General features: G+C 57.7%; 15 protein-coding genes. 5 read left to right on the top strand and 10 right to left on the bottom strand.

Annotation, left to right across the window (positions count from 1 at the left end; translation table 11 throughout):
- Positions 1 to 9: 9 nt before the first annotated feature.
- The 5 genes from msrA to FOM92_RS06845 all read right to left on the bottom strand — a co-directional run bounded on the left by msrA (position 10) and on the right by FOM92_RS06845 (position 6,667).
- Complete coding sequence (msrA, locus tag FOM92_RS06825; protein WP_143776001.1) at positions 10 to 543, bottom strand: peptide-methionine (S)-S-oxide reductase MsrA; 534 nt, start codon at positions 541 to 543, stop codon at positions 10 to 12.
- Positions 533 to 3,619 (bottom strand): efflux RND transporter permease subunit, encoded by a 3,087-nt coding sequence (locus FOM92_RS06830; RefSeq protein ID WP_143776002.1) that lies wholly within the window; start codon positions 3,617 to 3,619, stop codon positions 533 to 535. The genes msrA and FOM92_RS06830 overlap by 11 nt, the downstream gene beginning before the upstream one ends.
- A 3-nt stretch (positions 3,620 to 3,622) precedes the next feature.
- The gene (locus FOM92_RS06835) at positions 3,623 to 4,675 is read right to left on the bottom strand and encodes an efflux RND transporter periplasmic adaptor subunit (RefSeq protein ID WP_170226806.1); all 1,053 of its coding nucleotides are present in this window, start codon (positions 4,673 to 4,675) and stop codon (positions 3,623 to 3,625) included.
- An 85-nt stretch (positions 4,676 to 4,760) separates the two neighbouring features.
- A complete protein-coding gene (locus tag FOM92_RS06840) occupies positions 4,761 to 5,714 on the bottom strand; it encodes a M48 family metalloprotease (protein WP_143776004.1) in 954 nt (317 codons plus the stop codon).
- The gene (locus FOM92_RS06845; protein ID WP_143776005.1) at positions 5,711 to 6,667 is read right to left on the bottom strand and encodes an L-threonylcarbamoyladenylate synthase; all 957 of its coding nucleotides are present in this window, start codon (positions 6,665 to 6,667) and stop codon (positions 5,711 to 5,713) included. Before FOM92_RS06845 ends, FOM92_RS06840 begins: the two co-directional genes overlap by 4 nt.
- Positions 6,668 to 6,721: 54 nt before the next feature.
- Between FOM92_RS06845 and FOM92_RS06850 the strand changes: the two genes are divergently transcribed.
- Together FOM92_RS06850 and FOM92_RS06855 are read left to right on the top strand one after the other, a co-directional pair.
- Positions 6,722 to 8,458: an acyl-CoA dehydrogenase gene (locus FOM92_RS06850; protein WP_143776006.1), complete on the top strand. Its 1,737-nt coding sequence runs from the start codon at positions 6,722 to 6,724 to the stop codon at positions 8,456 to 8,458.
- Positions 8,455 to 9,270 carry an ATP-binding protein gene (locus FOM92_RS06855; RefSeq protein WP_143776007.1) on the top strand — a complete coding sequence of 272 codons (816 nt, stop codon included), beginning with the start codon at positions 8,455 to 8,457 and terminating at the stop codon, positions 9,268 to 9,270. Before FOM92_RS06850 ends, FOM92_RS06855 begins: the two co-directional genes overlap by 4 nt.
- 242 nt (positions 9,271 to 9,512) lie before the next feature.
- On the opposite strand, the gene FOM92_RS06860 is transcribed toward FOM92_RS06855, so the two are convergent.
- Both FOM92_RS06860 and FOM92_RS06865 read right to left on the bottom strand, forming a co-directional pair.
- Entirely contained in the window at positions 9,513 to 10,835 is a 1,323-nt protein-coding gene (locus FOM92_RS06860) for a PQQ-dependent sugar dehydrogenase (RefSeq protein ID WP_143776008.1), read from the bottom strand.
- 13 nt (positions 10,836 to 10,848) lie between these two features.
- On the bottom strand, positions 10,849 to 11,031 hold the full coding sequence (locus FOM92_RS06865; RefSeq protein ID WP_143776009.1) for a hypothetical protein: 183 nt from the start codon (positions 11,029 to 11,031) through the stop codon (positions 10,849 to 10,851).
- A gap of 178 nt (positions 11,032 to 11,209) precedes the next feature.
- Between FOM92_RS06865 and FOM92_RS06870 the strand changes: the two genes are divergently transcribed.
- Complete coding sequence (locus FOM92_RS06870; RefSeq protein WP_143776010.1) at positions 11,210 to 11,419, top strand: hypothetical protein; 210 nt, start codon at positions 11,210 to 11,212, stop codon at positions 11,417 to 11,419.
- Positions 11,420 to 11,455: 36 nt separating this feature from the next.
- Here FOM92_RS06870 and FOM92_RS06875 read toward each other — a convergent pair whose 3' ends face one another.
- Both FOM92_RS06875 and FOM92_RS06880 read right to left on the bottom strand, forming a co-directional pair.
- Positions 11,456 to 14,425, bottom strand: a complete 2,970-nt coding sequence (locus tag FOM92_RS06875) for an L-glutamate gamma-semialdehyde dehydrogenase (RefSeq protein WP_143776011.1) — start codon at positions 14,423 to 14,425, stop codon at positions 11,456 to 11,458.
- A 157-nt stretch (positions 14,426 to 14,582) separates the two neighbouring features.
- On the bottom strand, positions 14,583 to 14,951 hold the full coding sequence (locus FOM92_RS06880; protein WP_143776012.1) for a glycine zipper 2TM domain-containing protein: 369 nt from the start codon (positions 14,949 to 14,951) through the stop codon (positions 14,583 to 14,585).
- A gap of 144 nt (positions 14,952 to 15,095) precedes the next feature.
- Here FOM92_RS06880 and FOM92_RS06885 point away from each other — a divergent pair, with 144 nt between their 5' ends.
- The gene (locus tag FOM92_RS06885) at positions 15,096 to 16,121 is read left to right on the top strand and encodes an esterase-like activity of phytase family protein (RefSeq protein ID WP_143776013.1); all 1,026 of its coding nucleotides are present in this window, start codon (positions 15,096 to 15,098) and stop codon (positions 16,119 to 16,121) included.
- 29 nt (positions 16,122 to 16,150) lie between these two features.
- Here the strand turns inward: FOM92_RS06885 and rpmB are convergent, their stop codons facing one another.
- A complete protein-coding gene (gene rpmB / locus FOM92_RS06890; protein WP_143776014.1) occupies positions 16,151 to 16,441 on the bottom strand; it encodes a 50S ribosomal protein L28 in 291 nt (96 codons plus the stop codon).
- Between the two features lie 132 nt (positions 16,442 to 16,573).
- Between rpmB and tadA the strand changes: the two genes are divergently transcribed.
- Complete coding sequence (tadA, locus tag FOM92_RS06895; protein ID WP_143776015.1) at positions 16,574 to 17,029, top strand: tRNA adenosine(34) deaminase TadA; 456 nt, start codon at positions 16,574 to 16,576, stop codon at positions 17,027 to 17,029.
- The last annotated feature ends 49 nt before the right edge of the window (positions 17,030 to 17,078 follow it).

Below are 17,078 nucleotides of genomic sequence, written 5' to 3' on the forward strand. Positions count from 1 at the left end.
GGCGAGTACTCAATTTGACAACTTTTGCGCAAAATTCTTTTTCAATTTAGCTAATTTGGGCGGAATGACAGCTAGACAATAGGGGTTACGTTGCCCTTCGCCTTCCCAATATTCCTGATGATAATCCTCAGCCGGATACCATGTCGCGGGGCCTTCGATGCTCGTTACTATTGGCGCAGGCCAATCTGCAGAGGCTCTCTCAATCCCTTCAAGGGCCGATTGACGTTGGACGTCGTCTACTGGGAAAATTGCAGACCGATATTGTGTGCCGATGTCATTACCTTGCCGATTGAGCTGGGTCGGATCATGTGTAGCAAAGAAGATGTCGAGCAGATCGGCATAAGTGATCGTCGATGGGTCATAAGTTATACGGATCGCTTCGGCATGGCCGGTGGCGCCACCGCAAACCTGCTTATAAGTCGGGTTCGCGGTGTTGCCGCCGATATAGCCGCTTACAACACTTTCCACGCCCTTTAACTGCCCAAACACAGCTTCAGTACACCAGAAGCAACCTCCGGCGAATATAGCCTCTTCATGTGGCATTAGATATTTCCTTTGTGTCGGTGGCAGGCATTGAAGCGTTGTTTTCATCACTGCGAACGACCAGCAAATACATTGCCGGCGTCACAATACGTGATAGCAGCGTCGACGAAATCAAGCCCCCGATCAACACAATTGCCAATGGACCATATAAACTTCCGCCAAACAGTGCCAAGGGCATCAAACCACCAATTGCGGTTACAGAGGTAAGTAGTACGGGCAGAAAGCGAACTTCGCCTGCTCTTTCGATTGCCTCACGTAAAGCCATGCCCCGCTCTCGTAACTGACTTGTAAAATCCACAAGCAATATCGAGTTTTTAATTTCAATACCTACCAGCGCTATAAATCCGATAACCGCCAAAAATGAGAGATTGTTTCCGGTAATCAAAAGCGCGATCAATCCGCCAAATGTGCCCAGCGGGATGACGCCTGCAACGACCAGTGCCTCTTTGAACCGACCGAATTCGGCAACCAGAATGGCAAAAATGCTGAACATGGCAATCAATACTATCGGACCAAATCCGGCAAAAGTATCGTTGATCTTTTCCGCTTCACCGCCAATCTCAATTGAGTATCCCGGCTTGAGCGGGATGCTATTCATCTTTTGCTGTGCCTCACGATTCACTTTTGACACGACAGCGCCATCGGAAATCTGCGCTGTCACACTAATGTTTCGCTCAAGATTATAGCGGTAAATTGCCGCCGGCGTCGATTCCAGAACAGGTCGGCTGATCTCGGACAATTGTACTGATTGCCCGCTCCGATTCGAAACATAGATAGATTCAAGTGCGGATACTGGCTGCGTTTCCGCCATGGGCAACCTTACAATAACCGGGTAGCTGTCGCCTTCACTATCCCTGAATGTGCCCGATCGCTCTCCAGAAAGGGCCAGCCTAATCGCACGCCGCGGGGCGCCCGAGGGGACATCCAGTAAGGCCGCTTTTGCGTCGTCAATACGTACATTCAGGTCTACACGATCAAAAGCTACAGGGTTGTTTATGTCGCGTGCCCCCGGTGTATCCCGAAGTATCTGCTCCATTTTTGCGGCAATGTTACGAAGCTCATCCTGCTCCGGGCCGTAGACGCGAAACTCAACAGGAGCATTTATCGGAGCGCCATTCTGAAATAATACTATCTTTACTCGTGCGCCCGGAATTAAATCCAGCTTCCGTCTTAGGCGATCAACCATCGCCCGTGATTGAGCGCCCTTCCATTCGGCCATGATCGCCAAAACTTCGCCATGTGTCGGATTTTCTCCCCTTTGAAACACGTTATAGAAAACAGGCGGATTGTAAGCGCCAACATTTTCTGCGCGCACCGTTATCGCTGGTTCGGACTTGAGTACTTCTGAGACTTGACGAACAATTCGACCAGTTTCTTCAATGCTGGAGCCCTGTTCAGCTTCGACGGTCACGCGGAAATAGGATGTATCCGCATTTGGAAAAAGGCTGAAACCAAGAACAGGGATCAAGGTAAAGGCGGCGCATGTCACGGCCAACGCCCCCCAAACTGTCCGCCGGGGACGGTCTAGCGCCCAATGCAACAGGGGATGGTAAAAACGGTCAATTTTTCCCATCAACCACCGAAGTAAAGCGTTGCCCTCCTCGTCCTCGTCACGGCTTAAAATGCGACTGGCTAGGAAAGGAACAATGGTCAGTGAAACGATCATCGATGCTGTAATTGTGGCAACAATTGTACCAATAAAACTTTGTGTAAACTTCCCGGCACCTTCGGGCAGGAAGAATAGCGGAAAAAAGGCAAATACGAGTACACCGGTCGAGCCCATAACAGCCATGGTTATTTCTCTGGTTCCATCAATCGCGGCCTGATCGCGACTCTTGCCCATGCGTAAATGGCGCGCGATATTTTCAACGACGACGATTGAATCGTCGACAAGAAGTCCCAATGAGAGGATGAAGCCTGCAACTACCAGCTGACTCAGATTGAAACCCATAGCCGAAATAGCGAGCAGTCCCGATGCGATGGACAGCGGGATGGATATCATCACAATGATAGATGCGCGCCAACCAAGGGGTAGCAAAGTAAAGAGTACCAAGAAGAGCGCGATGCCAAAGTCTCTCGCCAGTTCTCTCAGTCGCTTTGTGATATCTCGGCTTTGATCGAACTGGACAATTGCTGTTATGTCGGGTGGAAGCAATTTTTCCTGCACTGCAAGTTCCTGGACCAGCAGATTGCGAAGTTTGGTTGCATCCGTTCCCTGTTTTTGATTTGCGGTTATCCAGATTGCTCTTTTGCCATTGTGGCTAACTTTGACGCGTTGTTCGGCGGCGCTGTATTTTACCTCCGCTACATCTCCAACACGTAACAGAGTGCCTTGGCTAGTACGCAACGGAAGATTTCGAATTGTGTCCAGATCGCGATATGCGCCGCCCGCTTCTACGTTGAAACGGCGCGTACCGCTTGTGACAGCACCTGCTGGAACGTCCGCGCCTCCCAACCTGATCGCATCTGCCACTGCGCTTGCTGGGACCCGAAGTGCAGCAAGGCGTCCAGCATCAATCGCGACACTGATCTCGGGTTGGGGCAACCCGTATATCTCTGTTTGCCGTACCTCCTTATATCGTCCGAGCGCTTCGCTGATATCGCGAGCATATTTCTCCATTCGATACCAGCTAGCTGAATCGCTCAGCAGGGCGATCTGCAAAATGGAGGTATTTGTCGTTCGTATCTTTTCAAAAGTCAGACGTTGCAAATCTGACGGCAACTGACTTCTTATGGCCGTAACTTCGCGGACTGTGTCGTTGAAATATTGGTCTGGATCTCCCGACCAATCGAACTCCGCTCGAATAACTGCGCTTCCGTCGGTGCTAGTTGACGCGACACTTTGGACATCCTCCAAACCTTGAATTAATTCCTCAATTGGTTTGGTTATGGTTTGTTCGATTTCAGCAGGATCAGCGCCGGGTTGAAGAGCCACAATCGACACGACAGGCATCGAAAAATGAGGGTCTACAGCCCGCGGAACCTGTTGAAATGCCGAAAAACCGAGTGCACTTAGAAGTGCAAAAAGCACCAGCGTTAGCTGCCATCTCCGAATTGCGACTTCCGCGATATGCATCGGTCAGCGTGTCGCTTGAATAGTGCGAACTTTTGAACCAGGTCGAAGCTTTTCAAGTCCTGAGGTAACTATTCGGTCACCGGGCTGGAGGCCACCAGACACAATCACAAATTGATCGGTTAGCCGTTCAATTGCTACGTTACGCGTTTCGACCCGGCTATTCACATCCACGATATAAACCAGCCCCTCCCCCGTGCGGACACCAAACAAGGCGCTCGCAGGGATTTGTAGCGCGCCAGTTTCCGATGCAGGAAGCTTAACTGCCGCCGTACCAATCTGGCCCGAGCGTAGTTTTACATTGTTAGGCAAGGAGAATTGCACCGTGAACGCACCGGTCGCCTCATTTGCACGCCCGTCAATTTCCGAAATCGTAGCCTCGATGGGCCCGCTCGGGAGAGATTCAATCGATATTTCGGCTGCCATTCCGACGCGCAGTTTTGTGGCATCCTGATCAATGATCGGAACCCTGAACACAAAACCGGAATCACCTTCCCCCAAAATTAGCGCCGGCGTGCCTGCAGCGATTACCTGGCCAGGTTGAACATTGCGCGCCAAAACGACGCCATTGGAAGGCGCATAAAGCTGCGCGGTTCCTGATGCGAAACCTGCCTGCCGGACACGTGCATCAGCAGCCTTAAGCGCGGCTTCGGCCGATTCAAAACGCGCTTTTGTAATCCATCCGTCAGCGTAGAGTGACCGAACCCGTTCAAATTCCGACCGAGCGCGATCGCGCTCTGCGGTGGCGACACTGACATCTGCACCGACCGATGTCGTATCCAGCGCCGCTAGCAAAGCACCGCGTTTGACGGTGTCACCTTCTTCAAAGCGCACGGTCGCAATCTTACCGGCAGTAGTAAAGCCAAGCGGTGTTTCACGGCGAAAACGGACGGTGCCTACTGCATTGATTGTGCGCTGCAGACTCTCGCGTTGCACGGTATAGACTTGCACAGGATGCACATCGTTTACGGCAGCTTTGGGGGCGCTTTCTTCGCCGCTACAGGCCGGGAGAAGGCAGACGGCGCCTAGCAATGGCAACAATCTTGTTAAACGCGGCAAAGCCTGCCCTCCCCTGAATAAATTTTCGGTTCGTGATAGGACAAACCGGCGCAAGATGAAACAACATCCTAATATGCAACTTAAATCACTTTTCTGCCTCCAGCAACGGAGGTGGTCGCAGTCCATGCAACTTCCCAGATTGATTTATGGTATTGATTTCAGACTGCATTATTTCAACGCGGCCGCGCCACGGCAGATGCGTTCCATCCGAAAGCAATACAGGGTCAGTTGCCCGACCGAAACGCTCGATAAACCTTAAGGCCGCTGAAGAATCATAACCGGCATTGGTCATCAACCATATAGACAAGCGATCCGCTTCTATTTCAGTCGCCCGGATATTGGATGCGCTCTTTTTCATCTTTTTCAGCTTTTGGCGGTGCTCAAGAAGATTGTGCGCCAATTCGTGCGCCACTGCGACTGCAAGTTCATCGTCATTTTCGGCAAAACGCACCAGTGCTTCGGTCACCCGGACATTATACCCATCTGCCCCGGCATCCAGCTTTGTTTTGGTGTCGATCCAGAACCGTGAGGCGCAGATTGGGTTTGGGTTAAGTTTGAATGTCCTGGGGCCTTCTTTGGTATCCAGTTTAACTTCGACTTCGCCGGCGGTCGATAAAGCTTTCCGCAATTGTTCCTGAACATCCTCAATCCGTTGAGCACTTTTTGCTTTTGAAATGCGGGTGGTCCAGTTCCATGCTGCTCCATTCAAGCCGAGCAATCCATCGCCAGCCGATATTCCCGCCTTATCAGCAGGTCCGCCCTCTACTATGCCAGCCACCGACACAGGCTGGCGAAATGCCAGAGCAGTCCGGGCGGTTGTCGGATCTGGATATTGCCGCTCGTCCTGCAGCACCCATCCTGGGTTTCTTTCCTGCTTTCTGCAGAAAGGCGCGTTGGCGGCGGCGAGGCGATATCCGATGGTTGCGATGCGGACGTCCTGCTGCACCAGAGCCTGATAGGATTTGACATCATCGGGGTTAGGAGCAGCGGTCGCAACGGTTGTTAGTCCGAGGACCAAGCAGAATGCGAGCGGCTTCATCGGGTTGCTGCTCTTTTCAAACGATCGTTGATAGCCACGCCAATATCTTTGTCCGGTATTTCCGCCACAGCTATCAGTGGATATGGGCTGGCGTCGGCGCGGTGCAAGGCGTCGAAGAGATGGGCTGCCGCTTGGGCAAGGTCAGCGGTGGGAGACAAGTTGTAATGCCCTGCCACCTCCCCAAAACCGATGAGCCATTCGCCATCTTCGGCCGATTTGGCATTTAGCCGGACCGGTTTGGAGGGGGCATAGTGGCTGGCGAGTTGGCCGGGGGCTTCGATTTTTTCGCCGGTTTGTTGACTTGGCTGAAGCTTCGAGAAGGTTTGGAGGGATTCGGCCGTTATGGGCCCAGGACGCAATATTTCTATATTTTCCAGACGGATAGCGGCAATAGTTGATTCCAAACCTTCTTTACAGGGGCCTGCGTCCAATATCATCGGAACGGCCCCGCCCAGGCTCGCCAGAACATGCTCGGCTCGTGTCGGACTAATCCCCCCGCTTTTGTTCGCCGATGGTGCCGCAAGGTTCAGCCCGCTTTTCGCCAGCACCGCCCGCATGACCGGATGCGCAGGGCAGCGCAGCGCGATTGTCGGCAGGCCGGCGGTCACCGCCGCCGCCACCTTCGCCCCTTCGCGCAGCGGCAGGACAAGGGTCAACGCCCCCGGCCAGAACGCCTCCGCCAACCGCCGCGCCAAAGGTCCGAATTCGGCCAGTTCCTCCGCAGCCGCCAGATCCGGCACATGCACGATCAGCGGATTAAAATCCGGCCGGCCCTTGGCGGCATAAATATGCGCCACAGCGTCCGCATTGCGGGCATCTGCGGCAAGGCCGTAGACCGTCTCGGTGGGAATCGCCACAATCTGCCCACCCCGCAAAAGATCGGCAGCCGCCGTAATTGCAGCGTCATCGGCGGGCACAACCCAGCCATTCCCCAAGGTATTTGAGCCTAGCATCGGTTCGGTCTATAGGCGCTGAGCAACCCGCTTTCACAGGAATTTTTTCATCCCATGACCTTTGCTGCCCCCATCGCCGAACAACTCTTCGTTTTGAAGCATATTACCGGGATTGATGCGCTGGCCCAACATGGCCGTTTCGCCGACGCAACCGCCGATGTGGTGCAGGCCATTGTCGAGGGGATTGGCGAATTTGCCGCCAATGAATTTGCACCGCTCAACCGCATTGGTGATGTGGTCGGGGCGCGGCTGATCGACGGAAAGGTCGTCATGCCCGACGGGTTCGTCGCCGCCTATCAATCCTATGTCGCCAATGGCTGGGGATCGATCAACGCGCCGTCCGAGTTTGGCGGACAGGGCCTGCCTTTCAGCATGGCGACCGTCGCGCTGGATTCCCTTGGTGCTGCCAACATGGCCTTTGCGCTGTGCCCGATTTTGTCGGTTGGCGCGATCGAGGCCATCAACCACCATGGTTCGGATGCCCAGAAAGCCGCCTATCTGCCCAAATTGTCCACGGCGGAGTGGAGCGGCACCATGAACCTGACCGAGCCGCAGGCCGGGTCAGACGTGGGCGCCCTGCGCGCCACCGCAACCCCCTTGGGTGACGGCCGCTACCAGATCCGCGGCCAGAAAATCTATATCAGCTTTGGCGACCATGACATGGTCGAAAATATCGTCCACCTCGTGCTCGCCCGTACGCCCGATGCGCCGGCAGGAACCAAGGGAATTTCGCTGTTCCTCGTCCCGAAATACCAGCTGACCGCCGATGGGGGCATTGGCAAGGCGAATGATATCAAAGTAGTATCCATCGAACATAAAATGGGCATCAATGCCTCCCCCACCTGCGTCCTTGCCTTTGGCGAGGAAGGCGAATGTGTCGGTGAATTGATCGGCCCCGAATTTGGCGGCATGCGCGCCATGTTCACCATGATGAACAATGCCCGCCTGAATGTCGGGTTGCAGGGCGTGCAAATTGCCGAGGCCGCGACCCAAAAGGCGATTGCGTTCGCGCAAGAGCGTGTGCAGTCGGCCAAAGCCGGTGGCACCTCCCGTGACCCTGTCGCCATCATTGAGCATCCCGACGTGCGCCGCATGTTATTGCGGATGAAGGCAGGAACACAGGCCATCCGCGCACTGCTCTATTTCGCCTCGGGCTATGTCGACCGCGCGGCATTGGGTGAGGCCGGCGCGCGCGAAATGGTCGACCTTCTGACGCCGCTCGCCAAAACTTATGGGACGGACCTTGGCAGCGAAATCGCTTCGCTCGGCATACAGGTGCATGGCGGCATGGGCTTTATCGAAGAAACAGGCGCTGCCCAATATTATCGCGATATCCGCATCGCCGCGATTTACGAAGGCACCAACGGCATTCAGGCTGCCGACCTTGTGGGTCGGAAACTGGGCATGGAAGGCGGCGACGTCATCCGGCGCCATGTGCAGGCCATTGCCGCCGATGCAAAGGAGTGCGCGTCCCTTGCCACAGTTGCAGGTGCATGCGCCGAGGTCACCGAATGGATGCTGGGCGCGTCCGTCGACGATCGCCTCGCCGGAAGCTACGCCTATACGCAGATGATGGCGGTGGCGACATCGGGTTGGCTGATGCTGCGCCAGTTGCGGGCCGCACAGGCCGAACAGGCGGCGAGCGGTAGCAACGCGTTTCTGACAGGCAAAATCATTGCCTGCCGCTATTATCTGGACGTCATGGTGCCAGAGGCCCTCGCCCTTAAGAACAGCGCCATGGCGGGATCGGAATTGCTGTACGCGCTGGACGCAGAAGGGATGGCGGCTTGAACACGGATATTTTGAAGCGCATCGCCGAAGCGCTCGAAAGACTGTCGCCCCCGCCTGCCCCGCCGATGGATCTGTCGGCCTATCCCGCCTATCATTGGGATGGGAAAAGGCTTGCGCCTGTTCACCATTTTCGCCCTTTGCCGATCGATCTGATCGTCGGCGTCGACCGCCAGAAAAACGATATGCTGGAAAACAGCCGCCGCCACGCATCGGGTGCGGCCGCGCATGACGTGCTCCTCTGGGGTGCGCGCGGCATGGGGAAATCGGCGCTGGTCAAATCCGTTGTCGGGGAATTGCAGAAAGAGGGTCTTTTTGTCGCGCTGGTCGAGGCATCTTCGGCACATTTGGCCACCCTGCCCCAGCTTTTCGAAGAATTGTCCATTTCAGGCCGCCGGTTCATCCTGTTTGTCGATGACATTGCCTTTGACACTCATGACAACGGCCCGCGCCTGCTCCGCTCGCTTTTGGAAGGCGGCGCCGAGGCCCGTCCGAACAATGTGCGGCTTTACGTGACTTCAAATCGGCGGAATATCGTCGACCGTTCCATGGCCGAGCAAACCGACGCCATCAATGCCCGCGACAATATCGACGACAGCCTCGCGCTTGCTGACCGGTTCGGTCTTAAGCTCGGCTTTCAATATGCCGATCAGGAAGCCTATGTGTCGATGGTCGCGGCCTATGCCAGCCATTTCGACCTCGACTGGGACGAAGCCGACGCCCTCGCCTTCGCCCACCAACGCGGTGGCCGGTCCGGCCGGGTTGCCTGGCATTATACGGTCGAACTCGCCGGACGCGCGGGGCGGAAGATTTAGGATTATCTTTTCCGACTTCTTTCTCAATCAAACGCCGTCACCCTGAACTTGTTTCAGGGCCTATTTTGCGGCCAAGCCTCCCGCTCGAAAAGCACCCCAACCATGCGTCATCACTTGGCTTGCACGGACGCATCAGATTTAAACTGAGAAATGGACCCTGAAACAAGTTCAGGGTGACGAGGAAAAATGGATTACAGGAACAGTCCCCAAGGTAACTTTATACAGGGACTATCGCCAACACCTCAACCCTTGGCCTTCACCCGCCAGACAATATTGCCGACATCATCGCTGACCAGCAAAGATCCATCCTTCGCCACCGTCAGCATCGTCGGCCGCCCCTGAGCATTGCCGTCCTTGTCCAGAAAACCGGTCAGCACACGCACCGGCTTGCCGACGGGCTCACCTTTGGGGAAGGGAACGAAGATCACATCATAACCCGAGGCCGGTTTGCGGTTCCACGATCCGTGCCGGGCAACAAATGCACCTTCGGTCAGCGATGCGCCAAGCTTCGCATTATAGCCAAAGGCCAGACCCAGAGGAGCGGTGTGAGCACCCAGGGCATAGTCCGGACGGCGTTCATATTCGCGCTTTTCGGGCTTGGGCGGCGACACGCGGGCGTCGGTAAAGCCGCCCCAATAATGCTGCGGCCAGCCATAGTCGGCACCAAATTCAACAAGGGCCAGATAATCGGGAACCAGATCGGAACCCAGCATGTCGCGTTCGTTGACGACGGTCCAAAGGCGGCCCGACTTGTCCCAGTCAAGGCCCACCGGATTACGCAGACCCGAAGCGTAAGGCATCTTCTTGCCTGTCGCCAGATCGAGTTCGAGCACCATGGCACGGCCCCGTTCGACCTCCATCCCGCGTTCGGCGATATTGCTGTTCGAACCGACCGATATGTAGAGTTTCTTGCCATCGGGCGACGCGGCCAAGTTGCGCGTCCAATGGTTATTGGGGGCCATGGCGTTAAGCTTGGTCACTTCACGTCCCTTGGCGGTGATGCTTGTCTCACCTTCCTTATAGGGGAAGGCCAGCACGGCATCGGTATTGGCGACATAAAGCGTGTCACCGACGAGAACCATGCCGAATGGGGAGTTAAGGCCGGTGATATAGGGCGTTTTAAGTTCCGCCTTGCCATCGCCATCGGCGTCACGCAGCAGGCTGATGCGGTTGGCCGACGGGACGCCAGCCCCCGCCTTGCCCAGCAGCCAGCGCATGACCATGCCTTCCAGTCCGCCGCCATCGCGTGGTGGCGAGTTGGTTTCGGCCACCAGCACATCGCCATTGGGCAGAACATAGAGATTACGGGGATGGTCCAGCCCGTCTGCAAAACGTTCGACGACAAGACCGGGTGCCGCGACTGGTGCCTCACCCGCTTTCCAGCGGTCGACATCGGCAACATTGATGGTCGGAAACATTTCCGGACGGGGCTGCGTCAATTCGGGTTTCGGCCCTTCCAGCGCCGCAAGCGGAAGCTTTGCCTCGTCCGGGCGGGTCAGGAACCAGACACCGATCAGGCCAAGGACGATGAAAATCAAAACTATGTTACGTACATGTTTCCACATGGCTTAAATCCTCTCAGGCCCGCTTGCGGTCGAACAGCCAAACCACCAGCGCGATAGCCACGCCAGCCCCAAAGCCGATCATCATACCTGCGGAAGGTTCGTTCAGGGCGACGCCACCGATGGCGCCGAGAAGCAGGCCGAGTGCGATGAATATACCACCGGCGAGGCGGGGTTGGCTGTTGTTGGTTTCAGACATGCCGTCCCTTTGCCACCAATGCCGCATGACAGGCAAGCGGGAACATCGTGCTTAATATTCGCTAACCAAGTGCTTTGACGGAACGGCCACGCCCCCGCGTTATCAGCGTTCTTGCAGACAGGCCGTTTCACCCGGGCCTGTCTGCCACCCGAAACCCAAGAGAAAGCCTGACCAGCCTATGTTTTTGCCGCTCTATGTCGAACCGCGTGATGTTGTCGAAGCAGAGGCGCTGATCGACCAATTTGGTAAAACCGCCGGACTGGAGGCGGCTGACCGGGCCGAGGCGAGCCGCAATGTAGGCAACCACCTGCATTATTGCCGCTGGCGCCAGATCGAACGGCTGATCATCATGCTCAGCATCGAAACGACATTGGGCACCATTCATTAAACGGCACTTCTGGCCGGACCTTTAGCCGTCCGGTTTCTAAACCTCATCCTCCAGCGACAGAAGCGAGGCGTTACCGCCGGCGCTTGTTGTATCCGTGCTGGTCGTGCGCTCGGCGCAGAAACGGTAAAGATAGTGCGGACCGCCGGCTTTCGGGCCGGTGCCCGATAGCCCCTCCCCGCCAAAGGGCTGACTGCCCACGACCGCGCCGATCATGGAGCGGTTGATGTAGAGATTGCCGACCCGCGCCATCTGCTCGACGGCTTCACTGCTGCGTGCGATGCGGCTGTGAAGGCCCATGGTCAGGCCGAAGCCCTTGGCATTTACGCGTTGCACCGTTGCGTCCAGCGTTCCGGCCTTCCATGTCGCCACGTGAACGAGCGGGCCGAACCATTCATTCTGCAACTGGTCAAGGTCATCTAGCCGGATGACCGTGGGCGGAACGAACAGGCCCTTGGCCGGAACGGTCACGCTGTGGAAGATGCGGTCTTTCACGCTTTGGCGATAGGCCATCAATTTGTCGTACGATGCCTGGTCAATGACAGGACCGATATCGGTCGCCGGATCGGACGGGTCGCCGACATTCAGGCAATCCATCGCACCGCGCAGCATTTCGAGCGTATGGTCTGCAATATCTTCCTGCAACAGCAGCAGGCGCAGCGCGGAACAGCGTTGTCCAGCAGACTGGAAGCCGGAGATGATGACATCGCGCACGACCTGCTCCGACAATGCGGTGGAATCGACGATCATCGCGTTCAATCCGCCCGTTTCGGCGATCAGCGGCACCAGAGGCCGGTCGTCGTCGAGCAAGAGGTTGCGGGCAATGGCCTTGGCCGTCGGGACTGACCCTGTGAACACGACACCGGCAATCCGGTTGTCCGAGGTCAGTTGCGCACCGACATCGCCCGCGCCGGTAACAAGCTGCAGCACGTCGTCGGGCACACCCGCCTGATGCGCGAGTGAAACGGCAAAGGCAGCGATGGCGGGCGTTTGCGGGGCGGGCTTTGCGACCACCGCGTTGCCCGCCACGAGCGCCGCGGCGACTTGCCCCAGAAAGATTGCAAGCGGGAAGTTCCACGGGGCAATGGCGATCCAGACCCCGCGCCCTTCATGGCGCAGCACATTGCGTTCGCCCGTCGGCCCGGGCAGCTCGACCGGCACCAGATCGGCAACTGCGCGGGCAGAATAATAGCGGCAAAAATCAATGGCCTCTCGCACTTCGGACAGCGCGTCGGGGATGGTCTTCTTCGCCTCCTGCACGGCAAGCGCCATCAGCTTGCCCCGGTTTTCCTCCATCAGATCGGCCAGGCGGTCCAGACATTCGGCGCGGGTGTAGAGCGATGTCGACGACCATGCTGGATAGGCGGCGAGCGCACGGCTGACAGCATCATGGGGGCCGGGTCCGGCGGCTATGGCAAGCTTTGCAGGGATAGCGATTTCGCTGGCGGTTGCGGCCAATATGGCGGCATCGTCCAGATCGAGGCCCTGGCTGTTCATCCGTTCGGGCTGGAACAGGTCTGCGGGCAAGGCGATGGCGGGGTGGCGCGTGCCGCCGACCGCCATGACTTTTTCCACCGGATCGGCGAGCAATTCGTCTTCGCTGACCGACTGGTCGGCGAGCTGGTGGACAAAGCTGCTGTTGGCGCCATTTTCCAGCAGGCGGCGGACGAGATAGGCGAGCAGGTCGCGGTGGCCGCCGACGGGGGCGTAAGTCCGGCAATGATAGCCTTCCTCCTGCACCAGCCGCTCGAATAGCCCCTCGCCCATGCCGTGCAGCCGCTGGAATTCAAAATCCCGCCGGTTGCCGGCCCAGTGCACGATGGTCGCGATGGTCAGCGCATTATGGCTCGCCAGCGCCGGGCGGATATGCGCGGCGTCGAACATGTCGCGGGCGCAGGCAAGGTAGGACACATCGGTCGCCGGCTTGCGGGTGAAAAGCGGGAAATCGCTGAGCCCGCGTTCCTGCGCATGCTTGATTTCGCTATCCCAATAGGCGCCCTTGACCAGCCGCACCTGCATGATCCGCCGCGTCTCCGCACCCAGCGCGTTTGCCCAGGCAATGGTCGGCCGCGCGCGCTTGGAATAGGCCTGTACCGCCATGCCCAGCCCGTCCCAGCCGTTGAGCGCAGGATCGCGTGCGACGCGCTCGATGATTTCAAGGCTCATCTCCAGCCGCGCCGCCTCTTCCGCATCGACCGTCAGCTGAACACCCAACGCCGCCGCCTGCCCCGCCAGTTCGCGGACCATCGCGGCAAGTTCGGGCACACAGGTCGCCGCCTGCGCGGTTTCGTAACGGGGATGCAGCGCCGACAGCTTCACCGAAACGCTATGCCCGCGCTGCGCATTCTGCCCGACCGAGGCAATGGCATTGGCATAGGCGTCGAAATAGCGCTCGGCATCGGCCCGCGTGCGCGCGGCCTCGCCCAGCATATCGAAGCTGGCGGTAAAGCCCCGGTTTTCCTTGGTTTCCATCCGCTTCATGGCTTCGTCGATGGTCCGGCCCATGACAAAAACCTGCCCCATCAGCCGCATCGCCGCGCCCACGGCCTGCCGCACAAAGGGTTCGCCAGCCCGCGCGATGAGGCGTTTCAGGCTACTGTTGCTGTCACCCAGCACCGCCTTGCCCAGCACCAGCCCCCAGGTCGCGCTGTTGACGAGCAGGCTCGACGACTGCCCCTTATGCCCGCGCCAGTCCGCATCGGTCAGCTTGTCGGCGATCAGCAGATCCGCCGTCTCCGGGTCCGGCACGCGCAAAAATGCCTCGGCCAGCGACAGAAGCGCCGTCCCCTCTTCCGTCCCCAGCCTGTATTCCTGCAAAAACTGGTTCACCCAGCCATCCGACTGGGCTGCGCGCAGGTCCTGCAGCAGGTCGCGGGCAATCGCCACAATCGCATCCCGGTCCGGCGCCGCCATTTGCGCGCCGACAACCAGCGGCGCCAGCACCTCGGGCTCCGGCATACGATGAAAGGGGCGGATGGCGGCGCGGGCGGAGTCGAGTGTCAGTGTCATGCCCCGCGCTTTGCCGGATTATGGCAGGCCAGACAAGTTTCAGTTGTAACGAAAAAGGCCAGCGCCGCCTGACGATGCTGGCCCACCCCCGAAGAGGTTCGGTTTCACCCCGCGGCTGAGAAGGTTCAGGGACGCCGCGGGGTGAAATTCTTAAGGTTTAGCGGTAACGACGGCGGCAGTTGCTATCAGCCTTGTCGATCGCACGACCGGCCAGCGCACCTACAGCGGCACCAATGATGCTGCCCTCGGTCTTGTTACCGCGACGGGCGACTTCGTTACCCAGCAGGCCACCTGCAACCGCACCGATGATTGTACCGCCTGTACCCTTGTCGCAACGTGCGTTGCCACGGTAATAACGGTCACCCCGGCGATAATCGCGGCGGTCGTAACGGTCATAGCGGTCGTCGCGGCTGTAATAGCCATCGTCGTCATAGTGGCGACCGGCCTGTGCAGGGGTTGCGGCAAAGCCGGTTACGGCAGTGGCTGCAAGCACCAGTGCGCCAATGCTCTTGCGAAATTGTGTCATATCTGTTCTCCAGCTTTTAACGTCAGGGGCAATGTGTTTTCCCAACGATGCTGTTATGCAATGCCGGTCTTGAGCCTAATCTGAATGCGTTTGTTATCATTCGTTCATGTTTATGCCGTTTAAGATTAACAACCTTGGAGTCCTATGATTTCGCGACTGAAGCGCCCGCTCATCCTCGTTTTGCTGGCCATTTTGTCGGTCGCGGGCGTCCGCACGATCACCATCAATAACAGCCAGGACATCGCGTTCCGGCCGTTGGACCTTGACCCGGCACACCCCGGACCGCGCCGAATCGGGGAGCTTGTTTTCGAAAATGCATGGCAACTGGATAGCCCGAATGAAAATTTCGGCGGCATATCCGCCCTGACTCGGCTGCCGGATGGCCGATTTATCGGTGTCAGTGACGCAGGAACGCTGATCGGATTCGGCCTTTCCAATGATGAACGGATGGATCGCCCCTTCATCGCCCCCTTGCCCGGTTCCACAGGACCCGATCTTGATTACAAGGATCGCGACACCGAAGGAATCACCTACGACGCACAAAGCGGGCAGTTTTGGGTGAGTTACGAGGTAAATCACGCGATTCGCCGATTCTCCCGCTCCTTTTCGCGTGTAAGCGGAGTTGCCCGCCCTGCGGAAATGCAGGACTGGCCCGCAAACCGGGGGGCGGAGGCGTTGATTCGCCTGCGCGATGGCCGGTTCATCGTCATTGCCGAAAGTGTCGATGATGGAATTCATCCGGCGCTGCTGTTTTCCGGTGATCCTGTGGAAAAAGGTTCGGTTGTCAGCCGCTTCACCTATCGCCCACCCGCAGGCTATCGCGTGACCGACGGTGTCCAGTTAGCCGACGGCCGCCTCGCGATGCTGCACCGTTCGATCAGTCTGCCCAATGGCTTTGCGGCCAAGATCGGCCTGCTCCCCCTTGCATCACTTGCCCCGGACAAGACGGTCGAAAGCCGCATCATTGCAACATTAGCGTCACCGCTGCTGGTCGATAATCTGGAAGGGATCGCCACCGAAGAAAAGGACGGAAACAGCTTTATATGGCTGATTTCCGACAATAATTTCTTCGTTTTACAACGGACAGTCCTGATGAAATTCCGTCTGGCGGAAAGAGACAAAAAGAAAAAACCGGAGGCGGAACCCGCCCCCGGTTTTGAATCTCTGTAAAAAACAGCCGCCGAAGCAGCCGTCCGAAATCAGGCCGCAGCCTTCTGCTTCTTGGCGATTTCTTTCTTCACCTTGCGGGCGTTGGCCGAAAGCTTCTCGTCCGAGGTTTTCAGCAACCAGTTGTCGAGGCCGCCAACATGTTCAACTGAACGCAGACCGTGGGTCGATACCTTGAACTTGTAACCCTGCTCCAGCGTATCCGACAACAATGTTACATTCTGCAGATTCGGCAGGAATGTACGCTTGGTTTTGTTGTTGGCGTGGCTCACATTGTTGCCGACCAGACGGCCCTTGCCGGTGAGTTCGCAAATGCGCGACATGATATCTATCCCGTTAAAAAAGATGTGGTGCGGAATCACTGTCCCGCGAAAGTCGCTGCCCCTAACCTTCCGGGCCCGAAAGGTCAAGTCGCAGATATAGCCAAATGCGCCATTGTCGGGTAGCGGAAGGACATGTCTTTGTCCAATGCCCGCAAAATGATGGAAGAAGCACTGGCCCTCGCCCGTCAGGCCGCGCAATCGGGCGAGGTTCCGGTGGGTGCCATCGTGGTCCGGGACGGGCAGATCATAGGACGTGGCGCAAACCGCCCCCTTGAAAGCCATGATCCCACTGCCCACGCCGAAATCATCGCGCTGCGGCAGGCGGCAGCAGCGATGGGTAACGACCGGCTGACCGGATGCGAGCTATGGGTCACGCTTGAACCCTGCGCCATGTGCGCCGGCGCAATCGCCCACGCCCGCATCGCCCGCCTTTATTACGGAGCCGACGACCCCAAAGGCGGAGCCGTCACCCACGGCCCCCGCCTGTTCGACCAGCCAACCGTACACCACCGGCCGGAAATCTACGCCGGCATCGCCGCCGATGAGGCAGCGGCGTTGCTGAAAGCCTTTTTTGCGGAGCGGCGGTAGGGCGGCTAACGTGGTGTTTGCGGAAAGGTTGGGCCGATTTTTTCGCTAT

The organism is Sphingorhabdus contaminans (assembly GCF_007280415.1).
In the GTDB taxonomy this organism is placed as follows: domain Bacteria; phylum Pseudomonadota; class Alphaproteobacteria; order Sphingomonadales; family Sphingomonadaceae; genus Sphingorhabdus_B; species Sphingorhabdus_B contaminans.